The sequence below is a fragment of the Phaeobacter sp. SYSU ZJ3003 genome, assembly GCF_041300735.1.
In the GTDB taxonomy this organism is placed as follows: Bacteria; Pseudomonadota; Alphaproteobacteria; order Rhodobacterales; family Rhodobacteraceae; genus Phycobacter; species Phycobacter gallaeciensis_A.
In genome coordinates this window covers 133,778-156,806 of record NZ_PXNU01000009.1, presented here as the reverse complement: position 1 = coordinate 156,806, position 23,029 = coordinate 133,778, and the positions used below count along the sequence as shown (strand labels likewise).

21 protein-coding genes and 1 tRNA gene are annotated in these 23,029 nt (G+C 62.5%); 9 read left to right on the top strand and 13 right to left on the bottom strand.

Translation table 11 applies throughout. The features are described from left to right. Positions 1 to 81 precede the first annotated feature (81 nt). Positions 82 to 954, top strand: coding sequence for a 4-hydroxy-tetrahydrodipicolinate synthase (dapA, locus tag C6W91_RS04825; RefSeq protein ID WP_274834916.1), 873 nt, complete (start codon positions 82 to 84; stop codon positions 952 to 954). Between the two features lie 74 nt (positions 955 to 1,028). On the opposite strand, the gene C6W91_RS04820 is transcribed toward dapA, so the two are convergent. The 4 genes from C6W91_RS04820 to C6W91_RS04805 form a co-directional block, all read right to left on the bottom strand. Continuing rightward, positions 1,029 to 1,916, bottom strand: coding sequence for a DmsC/YnfH family molybdoenzyme membrane anchor subunit (locus C6W91_RS04820; protein WP_274866807.1), 888 nt, complete (start codon positions 1,914 to 1,916; stop codon positions 1,029 to 1,031). Then, positions 1,916 to 2,680 carry a 4Fe-4S dicluster domain-containing protein gene (locus tag C6W91_RS04815; RefSeq protein WP_274866806.1) on the bottom strand — a complete coding sequence of 255 codons (765 nt, stop codon included), beginning with the start codon at positions 2,678 to 2,680 and terminating at the stop codon, positions 1,916 to 1,918. The genes C6W91_RS04820 and C6W91_RS04815 overlap by 1 nt, the downstream gene beginning before the upstream one ends. After that, complete coding sequence (locus C6W91_RS04810) at positions 2,677 to 5,511, bottom strand: molybdopterin oxidoreductase family protein (protein ID WP_274866805.1); 2,835 nt, start codon at positions 5,509 to 5,511, stop codon at positions 2,677 to 2,679. Before C6W91_RS04810 ends, C6W91_RS04815 begins: the two co-directional genes overlap by 4 nt. Before the next feature lie 118 nt (positions 5,512 to 5,629). After that, positions 5,630 to 6,763 (bottom strand): citrate/2-methylcitrate synthase, encoded by a 1,134-nt coding sequence (locus tag C6W91_RS04805; RefSeq protein ID WP_274866804.1) that lies wholly within the window; start codon positions 6,761 to 6,763, stop codon positions 5,630 to 5,632. Positions 6,764 to 6,796: 33 nt separating this feature from the next. Here C6W91_RS04805 and C6W91_RS04800 point away from each other — a divergent pair, with 33 nt between their 5' ends. After that, positions 6,797 to 7,648 carry a phosphate acyltransferase gene (locus C6W91_RS04800; protein WP_274866803.1) on the top strand — a complete coding sequence of 284 codons (852 nt, stop codon included), beginning with the start codon at positions 6,797 to 6,799 and terminating at the stop codon, positions 7,646 to 7,648. A gap of 19 nt (positions 7,649 to 7,667) precedes the next feature. Here the strand turns inward: C6W91_RS04800 and C6W91_RS04795 are convergent, their stop codons facing one another. The 4 genes from C6W91_RS04795 to C6W91_RS04780 form a co-directional block, all read right to left on the bottom strand. Next, the gene (locus C6W91_RS04795) at positions 7,668 to 8,819 is read right to left on the bottom strand and encodes an acetate/propionate family kinase (protein WP_370570469.1); all 1,152 of its coding nucleotides are present in this window, start codon (positions 8,817 to 8,819) and stop codon (positions 7,668 to 7,670) included. After that, a complete protein-coding gene (locus tag C6W91_RS04790; RefSeq protein WP_274866801.1) occupies positions 8,819 to 9,574 on the bottom strand; it encodes a TSUP family transporter in 756 nt (251 codons plus the stop codon). The genes C6W91_RS04795 and C6W91_RS04790 overlap by 1 nt, the downstream gene beginning before the upstream one ends. 5 nt (positions 9,575 to 9,579) lie before the next feature. Beyond that, positions 9,580 to 11,358 carry a sulfoacetaldehyde acetyltransferase gene (gene xsc, locus C6W91_RS04785; protein ID WP_274866800.1) on the bottom strand — a complete coding sequence of 593 codons (1,779 nt, stop codon included), beginning with the start codon at positions 11,356 to 11,358 and terminating at the stop codon, positions 9,580 to 9,582. A 186-nt stretch (positions 11,359 to 11,544) separates the two neighbouring features. Next, complete coding sequence (locus C6W91_RS04780) at positions 11,545 to 13,005, bottom strand: PLP-dependent aminotransferase family protein (RefSeq protein WP_274866799.1); 1,461 nt, start codon at positions 13,003 to 13,005, stop codon at positions 11,545 to 11,547. A 124-nt stretch (positions 13,006 to 13,129) separates the two neighbouring features. Between C6W91_RS04780 and C6W91_RS04775 the strand changes: the two genes are divergently transcribed. Next, positions 13,130 to 13,441, top strand: coding sequence for a helix-turn-helix transcriptional regulator (locus C6W91_RS04775; RefSeq protein WP_274832649.1), 312 nt, complete (start codon positions 13,130 to 13,132; stop codon positions 13,439 to 13,441). Continuing rightward, entirely contained in the window at positions 13,434 to 14,465 is a 1,032-nt protein-coding gene (locus C6W91_RS04770; protein ID WP_370570468.1) for a permease, read from the top strand. The genes C6W91_RS04775 and C6W91_RS04770 overlap by 8 nt, the downstream gene beginning before the upstream one ends. Positions 14,466 to 14,677: 212 nt before the next feature. Here the strand turns inward: C6W91_RS04770 and C6W91_RS04765 are convergent, their stop codons facing one another. Together C6W91_RS04765 and C6W91_RS04760 are read right to left on the bottom strand one after the other, a co-directional pair. Then, the gene (locus C6W91_RS04765) at positions 14,678 to 15,271 is read right to left on the bottom strand and encodes a GNAT family N-acetyltransferase (protein WP_065271343.1); all 594 of its coding nucleotides are present in this window, start codon (positions 15,269 to 15,271) and stop codon (positions 14,678 to 14,680) included. A gap of 100 nt (positions 15,272 to 15,371) precedes the next feature. Further along, positions 15,372 to 16,769 carry an aspartate aminotransferase family protein gene (locus C6W91_RS04760; protein WP_274829759.1) on the bottom strand — a complete coding sequence of 466 codons (1,398 nt, stop codon included), beginning with the start codon at positions 16,767 to 16,769 and terminating at the stop codon, positions 15,372 to 15,374. A 428-nt stretch (positions 16,770 to 17,197) separates the two neighbouring features. Here C6W91_RS04760 and C6W91_RS04755 point away from each other — a divergent pair, with 428 nt between their 5' ends. The 3 genes from C6W91_RS04755 to C6W91_RS04745 all read left to right on the top strand — a co-directional run bounded on the left by C6W91_RS04755 (position 17,198) and on the right by C6W91_RS04745 (position 19,728). Continuing rightward, positions 17,198 to 17,974 (top strand): 3-keto-5-aminohexanoate cleavage protein, encoded by a 777-nt coding sequence (locus C6W91_RS04755; protein ID WP_274866794.1) that lies wholly within the window; start codon positions 17,198 to 17,200, stop codon positions 17,972 to 17,974. 2 nt (positions 17,975 to 17,976) lie between these two features. Then, positions 17,977 to 19,305: an aspartate aminotransferase family protein gene (locus C6W91_RS04750; protein ID WP_274866793.1), complete on the top strand. Its 1,329-nt coding sequence runs from the start codon at positions 17,977 to 17,979 to the stop codon at positions 19,303 to 19,305. A gap of 78 nt (positions 19,306 to 19,383) precedes the next feature. Then, positions 19,384 to 19,728, top strand: a complete 345-nt coding sequence (locus tag C6W91_RS04745; RefSeq protein ID WP_274866792.1) for a hypothetical protein — start codon at positions 19,384 to 19,386, stop codon at positions 19,726 to 19,728. Positions 19,729 to 19,817: 89 nt separating this feature from the next. Here C6W91_RS04745 and C6W91_RS04740 read toward each other — a convergent pair. Both C6W91_RS04740 and C6W91_RS04735 read right to left on the bottom strand, forming a co-directional pair. After that, positions 19,818 to 19,893, bottom strand: a tRNA-Ala gene (locus C6W91_RS04740). 195 nt (positions 19,894 to 20,088) lie between these two features. After that, a complete protein-coding gene (locus tag C6W91_RS04735; protein WP_065271339.1) occupies positions 20,089 to 20,415 on the bottom strand; it encodes a TIGR02300 family protein in 327 nt (108 codons plus the stop codon). Between the two features lie 99 nt (positions 20,416 to 20,514). Here C6W91_RS04735 and C6W91_RS04730 point away from each other — a divergent pair, with 99 nt between their 5' ends. Then, positions 20,515 to 21,201, top strand: a complete 687-nt coding sequence (locus C6W91_RS04730) for a M48 family metallopeptidase (protein WP_274832656.1) — start codon at positions 20,515 to 20,517, stop codon at positions 21,199 to 21,201. Between the two features lie 68 nt (positions 21,202 to 21,269). Then, positions 21,270 to 21,923 (top strand): GntR family transcriptional regulator, encoded by a 654-nt coding sequence (locus C6W91_RS04725; RefSeq protein ID WP_274866791.1) that lies wholly within the window; start codon positions 21,270 to 21,272, stop codon positions 21,921 to 21,923. 134 nt (positions 21,924 to 22,057) lie between these two features. Here the strand turns inward: C6W91_RS04725 and C6W91_RS04720 are convergent, their stop codons facing one another. Continuing rightward, positions 22,058 to 23,020, bottom strand: coding sequence for an acetyl-CoA carboxylase carboxyltransferase subunit alpha (locus C6W91_RS04720; RefSeq protein WP_274866790.1), 963 nt, complete (start codon positions 23,018 to 23,020; stop codon positions 22,058 to 22,060). Positions 23,021 to 23,029 lie beyond the last annotated feature (9 nt).

Here is a 23,029-nt window from a genome sequence, read left to right as displayed (position 1 = left end):
GTATCAACTCAAAACCCGGTCAAGTCCACTATTCCGGCGGCGCTTTGCCTGCCGACCATTCGCAACTAAGGGAGCGTGCCCATGTTCAAAGGCTCTATGCCAGCCCTCGTCACCCCGTTTCGCAACGGCGAGCTGGATCTGGATACGCTCAAACACTTGGTAGAATGGCATATCGAGCAGGGCTCGACCGGTATTGTGCCCGTTGGCACCACTGGCGAAAGCCCGACGCTGAGCCATGAAGAGCACGAGACCGTGATCGCCGAGGTGGTCAAGGCGACGGCAGGCCGGGTGCCGGTCATCGCGGGCGCTGGCTCCAACAATACCGTCGAAGCGATTCGTTTTGTCGAGTTTGCGGCGCGTATCGGTGCAGATGCGGCGCTGGTGGTGACGCCCTATTACAATAAGCCGACCCAGCGCGGCATGGTGGCGCATTTTGAGGCCCTGCACGACTGCGCCGATATTCCGATCGTGATCTACAACATTCCGGGCCGCTCGGTCGTCGACATGACACCGGCGACCATGGGTGAGCTGGCCAAGCTGCCCCGTATCGTTGGCGTCAAGGATGCCACCGGCGATCTGGCGCGCGTCAGCCAGCAGCGCGGCTCCTGCGGGCCCGACTTCATCCAGCTGTCGGGTGAGGATGCAACCGCTCTTGGCTTCAATGCCCATGGCGGCGTTGGCTGCATCTCGGTCACCGCAAACGTGGCGCCGAAACTCTGCGCTGAGTTCCAGGCCGCGACCCTTGCTGGCGACTACAAGACCGCGCTGGAATATCAGGACCGCCTGATGCCCCTGCACGAGGCGATCTTTATCGAGCCGGGTCTTGTGGGCGCGAAATACGGCCTGTCGAAACTGGGCCTGTGCAGCGAAGAGGTCCGCTGCCCGCTGACCACGCTGGAGGACAGCACCAAGGCAGCGATCGACGCGGCCATGAAGCACGCAGGTCTGATCTAAGGCCAACCGGTTTTCCGATTTAAGAAGGCGGCTCCTTTCGGGGCCGCCTTTTTCGTTGTTCAAATCAGATGCGTTCAGCGTTTGCCGTAGTAGAGGCCGACGACATGTTCAGCTTCGGCAAAGAACAGCCAGCGCAGGCAGGCGATGCCCGCGATATGGAGCAGCACCGCGACGCCTGCCATCAGGTGTTTCAGCATCACGCTGTCAAACGGCATCACCATCAGGGCAATCGGCAGCGCGAACCCCAGGCCAAAGCCGATGACGCGCAGCTTCAGCGCGTGTTTGCGCCCCACCACATAGACGAATTCGCGCAGCAGGTAATTGCTGCCCGTATGGGGCGGCTCGAAGGCGCGTACGCTGCCGCGCGTGCCCAGCCCCGTGGCGGTGGCGATGTCGGTGCCGGAGTGCGCCAGCGCCTTGTCCGTCTTGGCCCAATAGATCAGCTGGATCGCCCCGGCCAGGGCCAAGAGCCACGGCGCAAGGCTCTCGCGACCGGCCAGTAGAGCGCCACCCGCGACTGCGAAGCTGAGAAAGACCAGCGGCGTCAGCGGGCTGTGCCAGCGCGGGATCGTCTTTAGCTGAGTGTAGATCATCGCGGTGGTGAAGACCGTGCCGATGCTGAGCACCGCGCCAAGGACGCCTAGGATACGCCAGTCGGTCTCAAGGAAAACGGCTCCGGCGGCATAGATTGCCATGATGACCAGCGCGGAAACGGCAGCGCAGCCTTCGCGGCTGAGCCAGCTTGTGCGCCACTGGCTGAAAGCCTTCCAGGCGCGTTCGGGATGGCCGAGGTGAAAGGTCGAGGCCAGAAGCCCGCCCACGGCCAGCGCATAGGCGATGAGATAGAAGACAAAGGCGACCCAGCCGGTAACGGCGGGCATCCCAAGCCCGAGAAAGGCCAGTAGGCCAAAGCCGAGGCCGGACAGGGTGGTGAAGATGATGACGGAAGGGGCCGGATGCATCAGCTGTCTCCTCCGGGCAGTTTATCCAGTGCCTTGTCGAGCCAGCCAAGGAAACCGCTGGGTTCCTCCGCGACCGGTGCCAGAAGCGGCGCCAGCACGTCGATCTGGTCCTCGATGCGGTCCTTGGGGCGGGGCGGCAGGTATTTGTTCACAGGTTTGGTGCCCATTTCCGGCATCAGATCCATGCCGCCGCGCTCCGCAACCAGTTGAGAAACCTCGCTGTCAGGATCGCCAAGATCCCCGAAATGCCGTGCGCCCGCCGGGCAGGTGCGCACGCAGGACGGAACGCGATCCTCTTCGGGCAGGTTGTCGTTATAGATCCGGTCCACGCAAAGGGTGCATTTCTTCATCACCCCCTCGGCTAGATCCAATTCGCGCGCACCGTAAGGGCAGGACCAGGCGCAAAGCCCGCAGCCGATACAGTCGCTTTCATTGACCAGAACAATGCCATCCTCGACCCGCTTGTAGCTGGCGCCGGTGGGGCAGACGGTGACGCAGGGTGCATCTTCGCAATGCAGGCAGGATTTCGGGAAATGCACCAGCTGGGCATGTCCTTGCTCCGGCTGTACCTCATAGGAATGCACCCGGTTGAGGAAGGTACCCGAGGGATCGGCGCCATAGGGATCCTGATCCGACAGTGGTGCGCCGTAGTTTTCGGTGTTCCAGCCTTTGCAGGAGATTACGCAGGCATGGCAGCCGACGCAGGTATCAAGGTCGATCACCAGCCCCATTTTGCGATTTGTCTGTGTGGGAAGCTCGGTCATTTGCCTACCTTCCATGTCAGTGTGTCCGGACCGGTGCCCACCGGAGATGCAATCGGATCAAGCGCGGGCTGGCTTTCTGCGATGCCATCCGGCGGGGCGGCCTTTTCGATTTTCACCTTCAGGTCGAACCAGGCCGCCTGTCCGGTGATCGGGTCCGAGTTTGCCCAGCGAAGACCATCGCCCTTGGGTGGCAAAAGCTCGTGGATCAGGTGATTGAGCAGGAAGCCCTTTGTCGCTTCCGGCGCGTTTTTATCGAGCGCCCAGGCGCCCTTGCGCTTGCCGATGGCGTTCCAGGTCCACACCGTGTTCTCATTCAGCGCAGCCATCTCCATCACCGGCACGGTGATCTCTCCGTGCGGAGAGGTGACCCGCGCCCAGTCCCCATCAGACAAGCCATTTTCGCGCATCAGTTTCGTCGGCACGTAAAGGGGATTACGCCCATGGAGCTGCCGCAGCCACGCGTTCTGGCTGCCCCATGAGTGATACATCGCCATGGGCCGCTGGGTGAGGGCGTTGACGGTGAACCCTTCGTTGCCCTGCTGGTCTGTTTCGTACCAGATCGGCAGCGGATCCATGGTGGCCTTGATCCGCTTGCGCAGATGGTCTGGCGGCTGGCGCTCCCCATATCCTTCGGCGGCCAGCTGGAATTTCCGCATCGGCTCCACATACAGCTGGAACAGATAGGGTTCGGGCTTGTCATAGATCCCCATGCCCACGGCCCAGTCCTGATAGGCGCTGTTCCACGGTTTGTAATAGAGCGCCGCATCGGGGATATGGCTGACGTGAAAGCCGCCGTTCTCGATATAGCGGTCGAGTTGTTCGGGGTTCACAGCGCCGCGCCCAGACTGTTCGCCATCGCCGCGCCATCCCGCCAGCGGGCCGATGCCGGGCTTACGCTCGTGGTTGACGATATAGTCGGCGTAATCTTGATATTTCGCGCTGCCGTCCTCATTGGTGAAACCGGGCAGTTTCATCCGGTTCGCCAGTTCCACCAGCGCAGTCTGGAACCCGCGCACATCCCGGTCCGGCTCCACCACCGGCCAGCGGATGGCATCGGCGGCGGCATCCGCCTCGCAGATCGGGCGGTCGAGCAGCGAGATACAATCGTGCCGCTCCAGATAGGTGGTGTCGGGCAGGATCAGGTCGGCATAGGCCACCATTTCGGATGAATAGGCGTCCGAGTAGATGATGCGCGGGATGACGTATTCGCCGTTGTCATCCCGGTCGGTCAGCATCTCGATCACCCCGCGGGTGTTCATCGAGGAGTTCCACGACATATTCGCCATATACATGAACAGCGTGTCGATCTTGTAAGGATCGCCTGCATGGGCGTTGGAGATCACCATATGCATGAGGCCATGGGCGCTCATCGGGTTTTCCCAGGTGAAAGCCTTGTCGATGCGGGCCGGGCTGCCGTCTTTGCACAGGGCCAGATCATCGGGGCCATGCACAAACCCCAGATGCGGGCCATCCAGCGCGCAGTCGGGTTTCACGCCGCAGTGCGGTTTGGGATGCGCGGTCGCGGGCTTGGGGTAGGGCGGTTTAAAGCGGAAGCCGCCGGGAACCTCGACCGTGCCGAGAAGGATCTGCAGGACGTGCAGCGCGCGGCAGGTCTGGAACCCGTTGGCATGAGCAGACACCCCGCGCATGGAGTGGAAGGATACCGGGCGCCCCACCATCGTCTTGTGAGTCTCGCCGCGGAAATCGGTCCACTCCTGATCAAGCTCGAACGCCTCGTCAAAGGCGACACGGGCAATTTCAGCGGCGATGGCGCGAATGCGACTGGCGGGGATACCGCATTGCTCGGCCACGGTTTCAGGGGCGTATTCGTCAGACAGATACCGTTCAGCCATCAGGTGGAACACCGGCCTGTGGGTGACACCGGCATGGCGATAGGTGGCATGCAGGTCCGGGCGCACGCCTGGCTGGTCAAAGGGCGTCAGCTTGCCGGTATTGCGGTCGATCACCAACTCCTTGCCAGTCTCATCGCGCAGGAACAGGCCCTGTTCAGGTCCGTCGCTGGCGTTTACCAGCACCGGCGCATTGGTGTAGCGGCTGAGGTAATCAAGGTCGATCTTACCGGCCTTCAGCAGCACGTGCACCATGGAGAGGATGAACAGCCCGTCGGTGCCCGGCGTGATGCCGACCCAGTCATCCGCCACCGCGTTATAGCCGGTGCGGATCGGGTTGACGCCGATCACCCGCGCGCCGCGCGCCTTGATCTGGCCGATACCCATCTTGATCGGGTTGCTGTCGTGATCCTCGGCCACGCCGAACAGCATGAACAGTTTTGTATGATCCCAGTCGGGCTGACCGAATTCCCAGAAGGCGCCGCCCATGGTGTAGATGCCTGCCGTCGCCATATTGACCGAGCAGAAGCCGCCGTGCGCGGCATAGTTGGGGGTGCCGAAATTCTGCGCCCAGAAACTGGTGAAGCTCTGCGACTGATCGCGGCCGGTGAAAAACGCCAGCTTTTCTGGTGCATTCTTGCGCAGCGGCTCCATCCAGGAGGCCGCCAGATCCAGCGCCTCGTCCCAGGTGATTTCCTCGAACTGCCCCGATCCGCGCGGGCCGACCCGCTTCAGCGGCGCACGCAGCCGCGAGGGCGCGTTGTGCTGCATGATGCCAGCGCTGCCCTTGGCGCAAAGAACACCCTTGTTCACCGGGTGGTCGCGGTTGCCCTCGATATAGGCGACCTGTTTCTTGCCATCGCTGCCTGTCTTCATGTGCACGTTGATGCCGCAGCGGCAGGCGCACATATAGCAGGTGGTCTGGCGGATCTCCTCGGAAACCGGGGGCGAGGTGTCGATCTGAGGCTGGTTGAAACCCATGGGTCATCCCTGTTCGTCGCGTCGGGGCAGGCTAGGTCGGATCAGTCTGCCGCGCGAGAGTTTTCTGTTTTTCCCGGTTTTTCCGGGAATGTGTTCTTTGAAATCGTTTTGGTGGGGATCAGCGATCTGCAATCGGCACATAACCGCGCGGTTCCGGCCCGTTGTACAGCGTCAGCGGCCGGATCAGGATATTGCCGCGCTGCTGCTCGATGCATTGGATCACCCAGCCTGGCATGCGCCCAATGGCGAAGATCGGCACATAGAGGTCCATCGGGATGCCGTGCAGCTGGTAGATCACGCCGGAATAGAAATCGACGTTCACATTAAGGCCGTGGCGGGCATAGGGAGACATGGCCTCGACCACCGCCTGTAGGATTTCGTACCACTCGGGGGCGCCCATTTCCTCGCCCAGCTTGCGCACGCCTTCGCGCATGTGGCGAGCGCGGGGATCTTCCTTGCGGTAGACCCGGTGGCCAAAGCCGGTGACGGCTTCTTTCGCCGCGCGCTTGGCCTTCACGTAGGCGGCGGCCTTGTCCGGGGTGCCGATCTCGTGGACCATTTTCATCACGTCCTCGGCGGCGCCGCCGTGGGCTGGACCTGCGAGGGTCGACAGCGCCGTGACGATGGCGCCATGAAGATTAGCCTCGGTCCCGACTGTGACGCGGGCAGCAAAGCTGGAGGCGTTGGAGCCGTGTTCGGCGTGCAGAATGAAATCCACATCCGCCAGGCGCGCGGCATCCGCGCTGGGTTTCTCTCCCTTCAGCATCCACAGCCAGTTGGCTGCATGGCCAAGGGTCATGTCGGGCGCCACCGGATCGCGGCCGTTGCGGATTGCTTCATGCGCGGCGATGATCATCGGCACCTGGCTGGTCAGACGCACGCCATTGGCGAGGAAGGCCTCCTCGCCGACCTGCTGGCTGGCAGGCTCTAACGCTGCAAGGGCCGACACACAGGTGCGCAGCACATCCATCGGGTGGCCGTCCTTGCAGGCGCGGATGATTGCGTGGATCTCATCCGGCAGCACCCGCGCCGCTTTCAGATCGGCATCGAAATCCGCCAGTTGCCCTGCGGTTGGCAGTTCGCCGTAGATCAGCAGGTAACAGACCTCTTCAAAGGTGGAATGGGTAGCCAGATCGTGGATGGAATAGCCGCGATAGCTCAACTCGCCCTTGGCCCCATCAATATCTGAAACGCCGGAGCGTTCAAAGTAGACGCCCTTCAGGCCGCGGTTGATCTTGACGTTTTCGCTCATTGCTGGCTCCTTCGTGTGGCAAGGGAGAATGATATGACTGTTCTGGAAAATGCATTTGAAGCGGCAAAGGCACGGCGGGCGCGGGTGGTTTTCCCGGAAATGGAAGACGCACGGGTGGCAGAGGCCACGCAGCGTCTGCGCGCCGACGGCCTGTGCGACCCCTTGCCGCTGGCGGAGCCGTCCGAGGCCCATGTGGAGGCCTTGGTTACCGCGCGCGGTCTGAAAGAGGCGATCGCAAAACGCATGGTTTCCAAACCCTTGTACCGCGCTGCCGCGATGGTTGCGCTGGGCGAGGCAGATGCGATGGTCGCAGGCGCGGATGTTCCCACCCGCCGGGTGATCGAGGCCGCCAGCATCGGTATCGGGCTGGCCGACGGGGTGTCCTTGCCCTCGTCGTTCTTCCTGATGGTGTTTCCGGGTGGGCGCGAACTGGTCTTTGCTGACTGCGCGGTAAATGTGGCACCCGATGCGGCGCAACTTGCCGATATCGCACGCGCTTCGGCGGCCTCCGCCAAGGCTCTGCTGGGCACGGCGCGGGTGGCGATGCTGTCCTTTTCCACCGGCACATCGGGTGACGGCGACAGCGTGGCGCGGGTGCGCGAAGCAGCCGAGCTTGCGGGCTTTGCTGGGCCGGTGCAGGCGGATGCGGCGCTGAACGGTGCCATTGCCGCCAAGAAGGGGATCGAGGCTCTGGATGCCAATGTGCTGATCTTTCCCAGCTTGGATGCGGGCAATATCGGGTACAAGCTGTGCCAAGAACTGGCAGGCGCGCAGGCGCTGGGGCCGTTCCTGCAGGGCTTTGCCCACCCGGTCTGCGATCTTAGCCGTGGCGCCAGCGTTGACGACATCGTCGCGGCAACGGTGCTGACCGCCGCGCAGGTCTGAGGGATATGCTGGGCGCAGCTCATGTCGCCGCCGGCATCAGGGTAAGGGCGTCCATGGCGATCTGGCGCTCTTCATCGGCTGGGATCACCCAGATCTTCACCGCTGAAGACTGGCAATGCAGCGCCATCTGGCGGGCCTCATTGGCATCGGGGTCCATGCGCACACCAATCCATTCAAGGCTCCGCAGAACTCGCGCGCGGATGGCGGTGGCGTTCTCTCCGATGCCGCCGGTGAATGCGATGGCGTCGAGCCCTTCGAGCGCGGCAATCAGGCTGCCCGCATGACGAAGGGTCCAGTAGCAGAAGTGATCGATGGCAAAGGCGCTGTCGGCGCTGGGGTCTAGCATAAGCTTGCGCATGTCGGATTTGCCACCCGATAGGCCCAGAAGCCCGCTTTCGTGATTGAGGATCGCCTTGGTGCGTTCCAGCCCGTTGTCTTCCACGAGGCGCAGAACTGCGTTGGCATCGATGCCGCCCGACCGGGTACCCATGGTCAGCCCGTCCAGCGGTGAATAGCCCATGGTGGTGGCGATGGATTGCCCGCCCCGGATAGCACAAAGCGAGGCGCCATTGCCCAGATGAAAGGCCAGCAGCCGGGCGGGTAGTTTATCACCAGAGAGGTCCGGCAGGCGCCGCACCAGTGCCGCGTAGGACAGCCCATGGAAGCCATAGCGGCGGATGCCCTTCGTTTCGATCATCCGCGGGATGGCATAGCGTGTCGCCACATCGGGATTGGTGGCGTGAAACGAAGTGTCGAAACTGGCGAACTGCGGCAGGTCCGGGGCGAGTTCCCCCATGGTGTCGATGGCGGCCAGGCTGTGTGGATTGTGCAGCGGCGCCAGCGGGGTGCAATCGGCGATCTCGGCGCGGACCTCGGGCGTGATGCGGGTGGGGGCGGTCAGATTGCGTCCGCCATGCACCACCCGGTGGCCTATCGCCGTCAAGCTGCCTGCCGTGATGCCGCGATCCGCCAGCGCTTTTAGGATGGCCGAAAGCGCGGCCTTATGGTCGATAAAGGGGATTTCGGTCTCGGCGCCGTCCACGATCAGCCGCGAGGCGCCGCCGATCCCGTCGGCAAGCCCCTGCACCTGCTCTTCGAACGCGCTGTCGAAGACAGCGAATTTGATGGAAGAGGATCCGGCATTGAGGATCAGAACCCGTGCATCGGCCATCAGAGCACCCGCACGATGTTCAACACCGAAAGCACGGTCAGCAACAGCACGATACCACGGCGGAAATTCTTCTGGTCGGCGCTGGCAAAGCGCTGGCTGCCGGTCCAGATCCCGGCCCCAAGGATGGGAAAGGCAAGCAGCACACCGTAAAGCGTGTCGACCCCGGTCAGCCCGTTTGCCGCCATCACCGGCAGGGCCATCATGTCGATGCCGGTCAGGAACACGATCATGGTGGCGCGAAATACGGCAGGGGGGATCGGCTGAGCGGTCAGAAACGCGGCAGCGGGCAGGCCGCCGACACCGGCGCTGTTGGCAATGCCGGCCACAAGACCGACGCCGAGGTTGCCTTTGCCCCCGATGGGGCGGCGCAGCTGCCAGCCGCTGAGCAGGATGAGGCTTAGCATCAGCACAAGTGCCGATATGGCAAGCCGGGCCTGATCTTCGCCCAGGCGGGACATGATGGAGATGGCGGGGACCGTGGCAATGGCGGCCCCGCCCAGCAGCAACAGTGCCCGCTGCCAGTCGATATGAGGCCGGATGCCGCGCGCCTGAAAGGCGGTCATCGTGATTTCACAAGCAAAGACCACCGGGATCAGCGGCAGTGGGTTGGTCACCAGCGCTGCCAGGATGATGAAGATCGCGGAAAACCCAAATCCCGAATAGCCACGGATAAAGGCCGCCACAAACAATGCGGCGGCCAGATAGGCGCCCTGACCTCCATTCAGATCAAATGGCAGATCAAAGGGCAGCATCATTGCGTTCAGCCGACCTGCTGCGGACGCATGTCGTCGGCAGAGATCCCGGCGACTTCGACCGGGTTCTTCATGGCGTCGCGGCGGAAGGGTTCACCCAGTTCCTGGTTGATCATCGCCTCGATGAGGGTCGTGATGCCGTTCTTCTGGTCCTCGACCGCCTGTGCCAACGCAGCGGTCAGCTCTTCCATGGTACGGGCGACGACGCCTTTCAGGCCGCAGGCATTGGCGATCCCGGCATAGGAGACCTGCTGATCCAGCTCGGTGCCGACAAAGTTGTCATCGAACCACAGGGTCGAGTTCCGTTTCTCTGCGCCCCACTGGTAGTTGCGGAATACCACCTGAGTGACAGCGGGCCATTCATCGCGGCCGATCGCGGTCAGCTCGTTCACGGCGATGCCAAAGGCACCGTCGCCGGAGAAGCCGACAACCGGCACGTCCGGGCAGCCGATCTTGGCGCCGACCACGGCAGGCAGACCGTATCCGCAGGGACCGAACAGTCCCGGCGCCAGATATTTGCGGCCCTCGTCAAAGGACGGATATGCGTTGCCGATGGCGCAGTTGTTACCGATGTCGGAAGAGATGATCGCCTCGCGGGGCAGCGCCGATTGTATCGCGCGCCAGGCCATGCGGGGGCTCATCCAATCCGGTTTGTCGGCGCGGGCGCGTTCATTCCAGGTGGTACCGGGATCGTCATCCTCGTGATCCATCGAGCTGAGCTGCTGCGCCCAGCGGGACTTGGCTTCGGCGATCCGCGCCTTGCGATCCGCGCGGCCTTCATCACCTGCGCTGTCGCTCAACTGGTTCAGGATCGTCGTTGCCACCTTGGCAGCATCGCCAACGATGCCGACCGTGACCGGTTTGGTCAGGCCGATGCGGTCCGGGTTGATGTCGACCTGAATGATCTTGGCTTCGGTGGGCCAGTATTCCATGCCGTAGCCCGGCAGGGTCGAGAAGGGGTTGAGCCGGGTGCCAAGGCAGAGCACCACATCGGCGTCCTTGATCAGTTCCATACCGGCCTTTGAGCCGTTGTAGCCAAGCGGACCTGCGAACAGCGGATGCGATCCGGGGAAGGCGTCATTGTGCTGGTAGCCAACGCAAACGGGGGCATCCAGACGTTCGGCCAGCGCCTTGGAGGCGGCGATGCCACCCTTGGACAGCACCACACCGGCGCCGTTCAGGATCACCGGGTTCTTGGCCTCGGACAGCAGCTCAGCCGCCTGCGCTAGCGCGGTTTCGCCCCCGGTGGGGCGTTCGAATTCGACGATGGCGGGTAGAGCAACGTCGATGACCTGGGTCCACATATCGCGCGGGATGTTCAGTTGCGCCGGGGCCGAGGCGCGTTTGGCCTGCATGATCACCCGGTTCAGAACTTCGGCCACGCGGGAAGGATCGCGCACCTCTTCCTGATAGGCGACCATGTCTTCGAACAGTTTCATCTGCTCGACTTCCTGGAAACCGCCTTGACCGATGGTCTTGTTCGCCGCCTGCGGGGTGACCAGCAGCAGCGGGGTGTGGTTCCAGTAGGCGGTTTTGACGGCGGTGACAAAGTTGGTGATGCCAGGGCCGTTCTGGGCGATCATCATCGACATCTTGCCGGTGGCGCGGGTGTAGCCATCGGCCATCATGCCGGCGCTTCCTTCATGCGCGCAGTCCCAGAAGGTGATGCCTGCCTTGGGAAACAGGTCCGAAATCGGCATCATCGCCGAGCCGATAATCCCGAAAGCATGTTCAATCCCATGCATTTGCAGGGTTTTGACAAAGGCTTCCTCGGTGGTCATTTTCATGGTGTGTTCTCCTGATGAGACGCTGACAGGGCCGGGCCGGCGCCGGGCGTTACATCCGGTTTAGGCTGTCGGAAGGGGAGGGGTTAGGGCCAGATACCTGTCCGGATTAGGGCCAGATATGGCGCGGCCTGATGGGGGTGTATCGCGGTTGCAGAAAACGCATGCGCGCCTGTGGCCGCGGCAACCTCAGGACGGTTTCAGCGCCTCGGCCAGCAGCGCCAGCCCCGGTTCGATACGGCTTGCCGGGATCGAGGAATAGCCCAGCCGGTAATAGTTCTGCTTGCGGTGTTGGGGCGCAAAGAAGGGCGCGCCGGGTTCGATGATGACGCTCTTTTCCCTCAGGCGCTCTGCTGCGGCGGCGGTATCGACGCCCTCCGGCGCGCGCATCCAGAGAGATGAGCCACCGTAGACGCCAACACCCGAGATCGACAGCCCATGCGCGGCGATGGCCTCTTCGATGACCAGGCGGCGGTTGTGCAGCTCCTTGGCGGTGCGGCGGATCTGAGAATCGTAGTGCCCAAGGGAAAGGAAATAGGCGACCGTGCGCTGAATGTGCCCAGGCGGGTGGCGCAGCACGCTGGCGCGCAGGGCGCGGGCCTGACGGATGAAGCTTTCAGAGCCTACCAGATAGCCCAGTCGCAGCCCCGGAAACAGCGATTTGGAAAAGCTGCCGGCATAGACCACGCGCCCGTCGGTATCCAGGGATTTGAGCGCCGGGGAGGGGGCGCCGAGGAAGGACATCTCGAACTCGTAGTCGTCCTCGACAATCACCGCATCGATCTCGCGGGCGCGCTCCAGCAGTTGCTTGCGCCGGGCCATGGGCATGGTGGCGGTGGTCGGGCTTTGGTGGCTCGGGGTGCAAAAGATCACGTCGGTGTCTTCCGCGATCTGCTCCGGCGGCAGACCGTCGGCATCAACCGGAATGCAATCCATCTGGCAGCGCACATGGGTCAGCTGATCGCGCAGGGTGTAATAGGTCGGATCCTCGATCGCCGCCTTGCGCCCCCGGTTCAGCAAAAGCTGGATCACCAGCCACAGGGCATTCTGCGCCCCGAGGGTGATCAGGATCTGCTCGGGGCGAGCGGTGACACCACGGCGTGGCAGGGTGTGGCGGGCGATATATTCGATCAGCAGGGGATCATCCTGATCGAAATAGTCGTTGGTCAGCGCGGCAAAGTCTTTCTGCCCCAGCGCCCGCAGTGCGCAAAGCCGCCAGTTGGCATGATCAAACAGCGAGGCATCGGCCTGACCATAGATGAAAGGATAGCGGTAGTTGCGCCAGTCGCGCGGTTTGCGAGGCGTATCGCCACCGGTAAAGGTGCGGGCAATGGCCTGCGACCAGTCTACCGCGTCATCAGAGCGTTGCGGCGGCGTGTAACTGGGCGGCACCGGCGCGTTTTCCGAGACGTAATACCCAGACCGCCCGCGCGACGTCAGATAGTCATTGGCCAGAAGTTCCGTATAGGCCAGCGTCACGGTGATGCGGCTGATGCCAAGGTGGCTGGCAAGTTTGCGCGAGGATGGCAGCTTCTCTCCGACCCGGAAACGGCCCGACAGAACGCCTTCGGCGATCATCTCCTGGATCTGCGCCTGAAGCGTGCCCTGCGCATCCGGGTTGAGAAAGAATGTGTCGACGGAAATGGCCATTCCGGGACAGTAGGCTGGCCTTAGGGGGAGCGCAATCTGGACTTACCGTCCTGGATGATTTTTTGAGCTTGATTTTGAATATCGAATCGAAATAACTAGTTTTATGGTTATAATGGAGCATGTCATGCAGTGGGAAGAAGCAGCAGGTGGTTTTGCGGCCATGGGGTCAGAGGCGCGTCTGAAGGTCCTGCGCTGTCTGGTCCGGGCAGGGCGCGATGGATTGCGGGTTCAGGACATTCAGACCCGCACGGGCATCGCGCCCTCGACGCTGGCGCATCATTTAAAATTTCTTTCGGGCGCCGGTGTCGTGGTGCAGGAGAAGGTGGGACGCGCGACGATTAGCCGGGCCGATTTCGACCGGCTGCGGGCGCTGGCGGACTTCATTCTCTGTGAATGCTGCTCGGATCAAATGCAGGAGGCTGCAAACGATGGCTGATCTCACTCAAAATCTCGGGGCCTCGCAGGCGCTGCTGCGCTGGCTCAAAACGCCCTGGGCCGTGATCGTGGCGCTGCTGGTTTCTGTTGCGGTGCTGGATATGGGAAATTTCCAGACCATTGTGATCTTTGCGCTGAATGCGCTGGCCCATACCGGTCGTTACATCCTGTTTGCGGTGCTGCTGCTGGCGTATCTGAAGGCAACCGGCGCCGAAGCTCTGGTGGCGCGGGCCTTTGAGGGGCGCGAGGTGCGGATGATCTTTCTTGCGGCGGTGTTTGGCGGACTGGCGCCCTTCTGTTCCTGCGAGGTCATTCCCTTTATCGCCGGGCTGCTGGCCTTGGGGGCGCCGTTGTCAGCCGTCATGGCCTTCTGGCTGTCGTCGCCGCTGATCGATCCGCCGACGTTGCTGATCACTGCCGGGGCGCTGGGCTGGCCCTTTGCCATCGGCAAGGCGGTTGCTGCCGTGGCGCTGGGGTTGTTCGGGGGCTTTGCCATCAAGGCACTGATGGGCCATGGTGTCTTTGCAAACCCGCTAAAACAGGTGCAGAAAACCAGCTGTTGCGGCTGCGGTGCGCCAAAGGCCGATGCAAAGCCGGTCTGGGCCTTCTGGTCCGAACCTGAGCGTCGGCAACGGTTCCGCAGCGAATTTGTCGCCAACGGTCTGTTCCTGCTGAAGTGGCTGGCGCTGGCCTATGTCCTGGAGGCGCTGCTTGTGTCCTATGTCCCGGCGGATGTCATTACGGGTCTGGTTGGCGGTGAAGGCGTGGTGCCGATTGCCGTGGCCGCGCTGGTGGGCATGCCGGCCTACCTCAACTCCTACGTAGCGCCGCCGCTGCTGGCGGGGCTGATGGAGCAGGGGATGAGCGCTGGGGCGGCCATGGCCTTTATGATTGCCGGTGCGGTGAGTTCGATCCCGGCCATGGCTGCGGTCTGGTCGCTGGTGAAGCCGCAGGTCTTTGCCGCCTATCTGGGGCTGGGGGTCAGCGGTGCAATCCTGTCCGGCATTCTGTTTCAGATGCTGTGAGGGCGCGCGGGCGGAGCGCTCCCGCCCGGATCGTGGCAATCGAAGATTGCCCCTCTCCCGTTGGGCCAGGGCGCGGCGCTCTTTCTTGCTGAGATGGCCCTTACGGGGCAGGTCTGCCCCACAAGGGCCGTTTTCGAGTGTCTTAAGATTTGCGCGTCAAGGACAAGCCGCCTGACGGCGGGGCCTTGCGGCCTCCTTGACCCGCGGGGGGATCACCTTTGGGTCATGAATTCCAGGTTTGCGCGGACCGCGGGCCAATCGGCGGCGGTTATGGAGTAGACAGCGGAATCACGCAGGCTGCCGTCGGGCATGATCATGTGCGCCCGCAGGATACCGTCGAGCTGGGCGCCGAGCCGTTCGATTGCGGCGCGGCTTTGCCGGTTGAGGCGGTGGGTGCGGAATTCCACCGCGATGGCATCGCGGTCTTCGAATGCGTGGCGCAGCATCATGAGCTTGCAGGCGGTGTTGATCCCGGTGCGCTGTACCGATTTGCGGTACCAGGTGGAGCCGATTTCGACGCGGCGGTTGCCGTGGTCGATATTCATATAGGTAGTCATGCCCACGGCGCGGCCCTGTGGGTCGAGGATGGCGAAGGGCACCATGGATCCAGCCTTTTGCAGGGCAAGGCGGCGGTTGATCTCTGCCGGGACCCGGTCTGGTGCGGGAACCGCAGTGTACCAGAGCCGGTGCAGGGCGCCATCGCCCGCCGCCTCTGCCAGATCGGCGGCATGATCCTGCGTAAGCGGTGCCAGAGTCACATTGTCCGAGGTCAGGGTGGATGCTGTCATCCAGAGGGGAGCGGGCATGGCAGGGATCCTTGTGCTGTGTCACCCCGCCAGAAAAAGCGAAAGGCGGCCTGGTGCAAAGGGCCGCCTTTCAAAAATCTAAGTAGTCCAATTGGCCTGATCAGCCAAAGACCTTGGTCAGGGCCACGTCCACCGCATCGGTGATGGCGTCGATATCCTCGGCCGTTGCGATCAGTGCCGGGCTAAAGCAGAGGGTGTTGTTCTTGCCGGGGATCGAACGGTTGGTTACGCCAATGATAACGCCCTGGGCGCCGACCTCGGCCACTACGGCCTGTGCCTGTTTCTCGTCCACCGGTTCCTTGCTTTCGCGGTCGGTGACCAGTTCGGCGCCGAGGAACAGACCCTTACCGCGCACATCGCCGATCACGGGGTGTTTTTCCTGCAGCGCCTTGAGGTTGTTCATCATCCGCTCGCCCATGGCGGTGCAGTTGTCCAGAAGGCCCTCGTCTTCGATGATCTGCATGTTGGCCAGCGCGGCAGCGGGACCAGCGGTGCAGCCGCCGAAGGTGGAGATGTCACGGAAATAGTTCATCGGATCGTCCGCGTCGTCCTTGAACATCTCGAAGATTTCTTCGGTGGTGACCATGCAGGCGATCGCAGCATAGCCCGAGGCGACGCCTTTGGCCATGGTGACGAAATCGGGCTGGATGCCGTAGTGCTGGTAGCCGAACCAGGTGCCGGTACGACCGATCCCGCAAACCACCTCGTCGATGTGCAGCAGGATGTCGTATTTCTTGCAGATCTCCTGCACCCGCGGCCAATAGCCTTCGGGGGCCTCGATCACGCCGCCGCCGGCAGTCACCGGTTCCAGGCAGAGGGCGCCAACGGTGTCGGGGCCTTCGCGCAGGATAACCTCTTCGATCAGGTTGGCGGCCGCGATGCCGAATTCCTCGCCCGACAGATGCTCAAGACCCAGCTCGTGCTTGCGGTATTCCATGCAGTGGGGCACGCGCACGAAACCGGGGGCAAAGGGGCCGTATTGGGCGTTGCGCTCATCCTGGCCGCCCGCCGACATCGCCGCCAGAGTGGAGCCGTGGTAATCGCGGTCGCGGTAGAGAATCTTGTGCTTCTTGCCGCCGTATTTCTTGTGCGCGATCTGGCGCACCATCTTGAAGGCTTTCTCGTTCGCCTCGGAGCCGGAGTTGTTGTAGTAGACGCGGCTCATGCCGGGCATCTTCTCGATCAGCTTTTCGGCAAAGAGCGAGCCGGGAATAGAACCTGCGGACTGCGCGAAATAGCAAAGCTTCATCAGCTGATCATAGACCGCTTTGCAGATTTCCTCACGGCCATAGCCGACGTTCACCGTCCAGACCCCACCGGAGACCGCGTCCAGCCATTCCTTGCCGTTCTGGTCCCAGACCCGCATGCCTTTGCCTTCGACGATGATCCGGGGGTCGCTGGTCTCAAAAGGTTTGTGCTGGATCAGGTGGTGCCAGACATGCGCCTTGTCGGCGTCAATCACCCGGCTGAGGTCGTTTTCGTTGAACGTGCCGTCCATGACATGTCCTTCCCTAAAAAGTGGTGTTCTGGTCCGGCGCGCAAAAGGGCAAGCCGGACTTTTCTGAGTTTGACGAAACGCCAAATCTGCCGCTTGCACTAGGTCCAGATGGTGATGAGCTTTGTGGCCAGTGCAGCGAGTTTCCTGCGCCGCCCGCATCAGGCTCCTGTTTTCAAGGGCAGAACTTCCGTTCTTTGCCTTGGGTGCGCCGCTATGCTCCAGCGGTTTTCCGCATGTGGCCCGGCAGGTTGCCCGAAAATCGGGCGTGGCAGTGTTCCGGGGCGGGTGATCCGGGGATAAACGCGGGTTTTCCCAGTATATCGCGATCCGGTGCAGATCAAAAGAACGTGTGTTCTTTCGTGTGTTAATTGAGAGCGTGCATTTTTCCTATCATGGTCGGGCGCAGCATTGGCCAGCGGAGAATGGGCGTGGCGGAGTTCACAGTGATGGTTGCCCCGAGTGGGGCACGGCGTGGCAAGCGGGATCATTTGAACCTGCCGGTGACACCTGAGGAAATCGCGCAGACGGCCGCGGACTGTTATGTGGCCGGAGCAGGGGCGCTGCACCTGCATGTGCGGGATGAGGAGGGTCGGCATTCGCTGGACGTCGGGCGCTATCGCACGGCGATGGAAGCGGTGCAGGAGGCGGCGCCCGGCATGAAGGTGCAGATCACCACCGAAAGCGCGGGTCTCTTCTCTCCCAAGGACCAGTTACATTGCCTGATGCAGCTGCGCCCGGCGGCGGCCTCGGTCTCGGTCCGGGAAATGGCGCGGGATCTGGCAGTAGCCGCGCGGGCCTATGCATTTAGTGCTGAGGTCGGAACGCGGGTTCAGCATATCCTGTATGGGCCGTCCTGTATCGCGCAGCTGAAGGAATGGTACGGCGATGGCACGGTGCCGCCCTCGATGCGCGATGCGATCTTTGTCCTCGGAAGCTACGCACCGCCGGTGTTGGGGCAGCCGGAGGATCTGGCCGGGTTTCTGTCGGCGGCAGCGGATCTGAGACTCAACTGGACCGCCTGCGCCTTTGGCCGCAACGAACGGGCCTGCCTGGTGGCGGCGATTGCTGCCGGAGGGGATGCGCGAATCGGATTTGAGAATAATATTGAAACGCCGGAGGGCGAGATGCTGCAGGACAATGCAGCCTCGGTAGCGGCGCTGGTCAGGGCCGCACAGGATGCCGGTCACAGCCTCAAGGAGGGCTGAAAATGTCTCATGTATTTCCCCGTCATACCAAGGCGAACCTGCCCACTGCCGTGGGGGGCGATGGCTGTTATCTGATTGATTCGACAGGAAAGCGGTATTTCGACGGATCGGGCGGCGCGGCGGTGTCCTGCCTTGGCCATTCCGATGCGGCAGTCATCGCGGCGGTGCAGCAGCAGGTGGGACAGCTGGCCTTTGCCCATACCGGGTTCATGACCTCGGAACCGGCCGAGGCGCTCGCCGATCTGCTGATAGCCAATGCGCCGGGCGATCTTGACCGGGTCTATTTTGTCTCTGGCGGATCCGAGGCGACCGAGGCGGCGATCAAGCTGGCACGACAGTATTTCCTTGAAAAGGGGGAGCCGGAGCGGCGGCACCTGATTGCCCGGCGGCAAAGCTATCACGGCAACACGCTTGGCGCCTTGGCGGCGGGTGGCAATGCCTGGCGGCGGCAGCAATTCGATCCGCTGCTGATCGGCGTGTCCCATATCGCGCCTTGTTATGAATATGTGGACCGGGCCGAGGGCGAGAGCAGTTTTGACTATGGCCAGCGCGCCGCGAACGAACTGGAGGCGGAGATCCTGCGTCTTGGCCCCGAAACCGTGATGGCCTTCATGGCCGAACCAGTAGTGGGCGCCACATCCGGGGCGGTACCTGCGGTCGAAGGCTATTTCAAACGCATCCGCGAGATCTGCGACAAATATGGCGTGCTGCTGATCCTGGATGAGGTTATGTGCGGCATGGGGCGCACCGGTCACCTGTTTGCCTGTGACGCCGACGGTGTCGCGCCCGACATCCTGTGTATCGCAAAGGGGCTGGGCGCCGGCTATCAGCCGATCGGGGCGATGCTGTGCTCCCGCCAGATCTACGAGTCCATCGAAGGTGGCAGCGGCTTTTTCCAACACGGGCATACTTATATCGGCCATCCGGTGGCCACAGCCGCCGGGCTGGCGGTGGTTAGCCAAATGCTGGAGCGGGATCTGGTGACCCGCTGCGCGGCAATGGGCGATCGCCTGCAATCTGCCCTGCAGGAGCGGTTCGGCCAGCATCCCAATGTCGGCGACATTCGCGGGCGTGGTCTGTTCCGGGGCATCGAGTTGGTCCGTGACCGCGACAGCAAGACGCCCTTTGACCCGTCACTGGGATTGGCCGCGAAGATCAAGAAGGCCGCTTTTGAAGCCGGGCTGATCTGCTATCCGATGTCGGGCACACGCGATGGCCGCAACGGCGATCACATCCTTCTGGCGCCGCCCTTTATCATTTCAGAGGATCAGATCACCGAGGTGGTCGACAAGCTGGACGTGGCGATAACACAGTCCCTGCCTCAACGCTGACAGGGGTCATTGTCTTGAAACGGACGATGGTCTTAGACTTGTCTCGTGCCCATGAACGAGCCAGGGAGGGCCATCGTCATGATCATCGCCATCGTCAGAATTCCTCTGGAAGGACCGAAACGGGATACGGATCTGGTCACCCGCCAATCCGTTGAGGCGACGAAGATTTTCCACAACGTCAAGGGGTTGAGGCGCAAGTATTTCCTCAACAGCGACGCAGGTGGTGGTGGAATTTATGAGTTCGATACCCGTGCGGATGCCGAAGCCTGGTTCAATGAAGGATGGGCGGACTGGATGGAAGGGCGCTTTGGTGTACGCCCGACGCTGGAGATCTACGACAATCCTGTCGTGCTCGACAATAAGCAGGATGAGGTGCGGGTGAACGGTGACCGGATTGAACCGCCTTGGATTGACGCAGGCTGAGCATCCCTGATTTGCCCATAGGTCGAAAGCGGGAGGCTCGCAAAATACATGCCTAGAAGGCTGAACAGCTTACAATGTCTGGGGGTGAATGGTGGAGCCTAGGGGAGTCGAACCCCTGACCTCTTGCATGCCATGCAAGCGCTCTCCCAACTGAGCTAAGGCCCCATTCACATCCGGCTTGGCTGTTGCCTCATCCGGTGTGAGTGGTCGTTTAAGGGACGATGGAGCAGGCTGCAAGTGCAAAATGCACCATCATTCAGAGTTTTTTTGTGGCCCATCCGGGCCCGGGTAAAACGGGGCCGAAACTGCCCCGGTCAATCCGCCATTTGGCGGCATCCGGGCCCATACGCGGGCCTTGGATCAGGACTCGTCGTCCTCGGATGCGACGTCGGCGATCTCGTCGAGCGAGACGTTGTCGTCATCGTCATCATCGTCCAGAACGTCATCGCCCAGATCCAGATCGACGTCTTCGTCATCTTCCAGAACTGCGTCGTCCCCGTCCATGTTCTCTTTGGCCTTCATCGACGCAGCGTCTTCCGAGTCGGCTTCGATCATGCGGCTCTTGCCGGTGTCGAGGGCAACGACCTCGCCCGTGTAGGGGCTGACGATCGGGTCCTTGTTCAGGTCATAAAAGCGTTTTCCGGTGGTCGGGCAAACGCGCTTTACACCCCATTCTTCCTTGGGCATGTGGATCCCCTTGATTTACTGGTGAGTCGTATCGACGATTCAGGTGCCTTGCCATATGAGGATGGTACTGTCAAAGCCTTTGCCTGCAAGGGAGAGCCGATGAGCGCCCATCATCTGCCGGGGGACCCTCCGGTGCCACTGCTTCTGCGTCGCTCCGCGCGTGCGCGTCGGATCAGCCTGCGGATTTCGGCGCTCGATGGCCGGGTCACGCTGACATTGCCGAAATCCCTGCCTGAACGCGCCGCCCTGGAATTTGCTGCCGAGAAGGAAGATTGGATCCGCGGGCATTTGGCGCGTCATCCCGGACAGGTCGCGGTGACATTTGGAACGGTGCTGCCGGTGGCTGGGCGCGACTTGCGGGTCGTGCGCGGGCAGGCGCGGGGCGTGCGGGTCGCCGGGGATGAGATCGCGGTCTCAGGCGACAGGCCGGCCCGGTCGTTGGAACGCTACCTGCGGGAATTGGCCCGAGATCGGCTGGCCGCGGCGTCAGATGCCTATTCGGCGCAGCTGGGCCGTCCGTTTCACAAGCTGGTTCTGCGCGACACGCGCTCGCGCTGGGGGTCCTGTTCCTCGGCCGGGGCGCTGATGTATTCTTGGCGTCTGATCCTCGCCCCGCCAGAGGTCCTGCGCTATGTGGCGGCGCATGAGGTGGCGCATTTGCAGGAAATGAACCATTCGGCAGATTTCTGGGCCGTGGTTCAGGATCTTTTCGGTGATCATGAGGCACCGCGCAGATGGTTGAGGGAGAATGGCAGCCAGTTGCACCGCTACCGGTTCACGGATTGACCGGGGCGAGCCAGGGATGTGCGCGCGTGGCGCATTGACCTTGGTTCCATTTGTGATCACAACAGGCCATGACCTTGTCTACCCGCTCCACATCCGACGGGCTGTCGTCAGCCCATGACCGCGTTTACCGGGCGCTGCGCACGCGTATCATGCACGGAGAGATCGCGCCCGGTGAGGCGCTGACCCTGCGCGGGATTGGACGTGAGTTCGATGTTTCCATGACCCCGGCCCGGGAAGCGGTGCGCCGCCTGGTGGCCGAGGGGGCCTTGTTCCTGTCCTCCTCGGGGCGGGTGTCGACACCCGAGCTGAGCAACGAACGGATCGAGGAGCTTGCAGCGCTGCGGTCGCTGCTGGAGGTGGAATTGTCGAGCCGGGCGTTGCCGCGGGCCCACATGGCGCTGATCGACAGGCTGCAGGCGATCAATGTCACCGTGGCCGAAATGGTGTCGAAACGCGATGCGGTGGGATACATCCGCGCCAATCTGGAATTTCACCGCACGCTTTACCTGCGGGCGCAGGCGCCTGCGATGCTGGCGATGGCGGAAACGGTTTGGTTGCAGCTGGGGCCGACCATGCGGGCGCTTTATGGCCGCCTTCGCCGGACCGAACCGCCGCATAATCACAAGCTGATCATCGCGGCATTGAAGGCAGGGGATGAGCCGGGATTGCGGCTGGCGGTGCGGTCGGATGTGACCCAGGGTCTGCGCCTGCTGGCGGGCTAGGGCGCCGGAAAATCAATCCATGTGTGATTGTGAATGGTGGGGAGGAGCGCTCCCGCCCGGCCTTGGTGTTTCTGCGAAACTCCGCGGCCCGTTGGGCCGGGCGCCGCTGGCAGCGGCGCCGCGGTCAGGTCACATCAGGCCGCGAGGCCCTTGGAGCCGATATCGAGGAATTTCTGGCGGCGGTCCTTGATCAGGGCAGCGCCGTCCTTGTCCTTCAGCTCATCCAGCATCGCTGTGATCGCTGCGCCGACGGAGGCAATGGTGCCGGAGGCATCCCGATGGGCACCGCCCAGCGGTTCGGCGATGATCCGGTCGATGACGGCCAGTTCCAGAAGGTTCTGCGCGGTCAGGCGCAGCGCCTCGGCGGCTTCGCGCATCTTCTCGGCATCCTTCCACAGGATCGAGGCGCAGCCTTCGGGGCTGATCACCGAATAAACCGCATGTTCCAGCATGGCGACCCGGTTGGCGGTGGCAAAGGCGACGGCGCCGCCGGATCCACCCTCACCGATGATGACCGACACAACCGGCACGCCGATCTGGAGGCTCATTTCAGTGGAACGGGCGATGGCTTCGGACTGGCCGCGTTCCTCGGCGCCCTTGCCGGGGTAGGCGCCGGTGGTGTCCACCAGGGTGATTACCGGCAGGCCGAACCGCCCGGCCATTTCCATCAGGCGCACGGCCTTGCGGTAACCTTCGGGGCGGGCCATGCCAAAGTTATGCGCGATGCGGGTCTTGGTATCGGCGCCCTTTTCGTGGCCGATCACCATCACCGGCTGATCGTTGAAACGGGCAAGACCGCCCATCACCGCCAGATCATCGGCAAAGTTCCGATCACCGGCCAGCGGCGTGTATTCGGTAAAAAGCGCATCGATATAGTCGCGGCAATGCGGGCGCTCGGGATGGCGCGCGACCTGGCATTTGCGCCAGGGCGTCAGGTCCTTGTAGAGATCCTTCAGCAGCTGTTCGGCCTTGGCATCCAGCGCGGCGGCCTCATCGGCCACGTTCATCTCTTCGTTGGTGCGGGCCAGGGCGCGCAGTTCTTCTGCTTTGCCTTCGATCTCGGCCAGCGGTTTTTCAAATTCCAGATACTGGGTCATGTCGCCTCA

Bases quoted from the DNA above. Each gene is read 5' to 3' on its own strand.
- C6W91_RS04780 (WP_274866799.1), bottom strand. From the start codon at position 13,005: ATGGCCATTTCCGTCGACACATTCTTTCTCAACCCGGATGCGCAGGGC.
- dapA (WP_274834916.1), top strand. From the start codon at position 82: ATGTTCAAAGGCTCTATGCCAGCCCTCGTCACCCCGTTTCGCAACGGC.
- C6W91_RS04800 (WP_274866803.1), top strand. From the start codon at position 6,797: ATGACTGTTCTGGAAAATGCATTTGAAGCGGCAAAGGCACGGCGGGCG.
- C6W91_RS04770 (WP_370570468.1), top strand. From the start codon at position 13,434: ATGGCTGATCTCACTCAAAATCTCGGGGCCTCGCAGGCGCTGCTGCGC.
- C6W91_RS04805 (WP_274866804.1), bottom strand. From the start codon at position 6,763: ATGAGCGAAAACGTCAAGATCAACCGCGGCCTGAAGGGCGTCTACTTT.
- xsc (WP_274866800.1), bottom strand. From the start codon at position 11,358: ATGAAAATGACCACCGAGGAAGCCTTTGTCAAAACCCTGCAAATGCAT.
- C6W91_RS04795 (WP_370570469.1), bottom strand. From the start codon at position 8,819: ATGGCCGATGCACGGGTTCTGATCCTCAATGCCGGATCCTCTTCCATC.
- C6W91_RS04750 (WP_274866793.1), top strand. From the start codon at position 17,977: ATGTCTCATGTATTTCCCCGTCATACCAAGGCGAACCTGCCCACTGCC.
- C6W91_RS04720 (WP_274866790.1), bottom strand. From the start codon at position 23,020: ATGACCCAGTATCTGGAATTTGAAAAACCGCTGGCCGAGATCGAAGGC.
- C6W91_RS04745 (WP_274866792.1), top strand. From the start codon at position 19,384: ATGATCATCGCCATCGTCAGAATTCCTCTGGAAGGACCGAAACGGGAT.
- C6W91_RS04725 (WP_274866791.1), top strand. From the start codon at position 21,270: ATGACCTTGTCTACCCGCTCCACATCCGACGGGCTGTCGTCAGCCCAT.
- C6W91_RS04760 (WP_274829759.1), bottom strand. From the start codon at position 16,769: ATGGACGGCACGTTCAACGAAAACGACCTCAGCCGGGTGATTGACGCC.
- C6W91_RS04790 (WP_274866801.1), bottom strand. From the start codon at position 9,574: ATGATGCTGCCCTTTGATCTGCCATTTGATCTGAATGGAGGTCAGGGC.
- C6W91_RS04815 (WP_274866806.1), bottom strand. From the start codon at position 2,680: ATGACCGAGCTTCCCACACAGACAAATCGCAAAATGGGGCTGGTGATC.
- C6W91_RS04765 (WP_065271343.1), bottom strand. From the start codon at position 15,271: ATGCCCGCTCCCCTCTGGATGACAGCATCCACCCTGACCTCGGACAAT.
- C6W91_RS04810 (WP_274866805.1), bottom strand. From the start codon at position 5,511: ATGGGTTTCAACCAGCCTCAGATCGACACCTCGCCCCCGGTTTCCGAG.
- C6W91_RS04820 (WP_274866807.1), bottom strand. From the start codon at position 1,916: ATGCATCCGGCCCCTTCCGTCATCATCTTCACCACCCTGTCCGGCCTC.
- C6W91_RS04775 (WP_274832649.1), top strand. From the start codon at position 13,130: ATGCAGTGGGAAGAAGCAGCAGGTGGTTTTGCGGCCATGGGGTCAGAG.
- C6W91_RS04730 (WP_274832656.1), top strand. From the start codon at position 20,515: ATGAGCGCCCATCATCTGCCGGGGGACCCTCCGGTGCCACTGCTTCTG.
- C6W91_RS04735 (WP_065271339.1), bottom strand. From the start codon at position 20,415: ATGCCCAAGGAAGAATGGGGTGTAAAGCGCGTTTGCCCGACCACCGGA.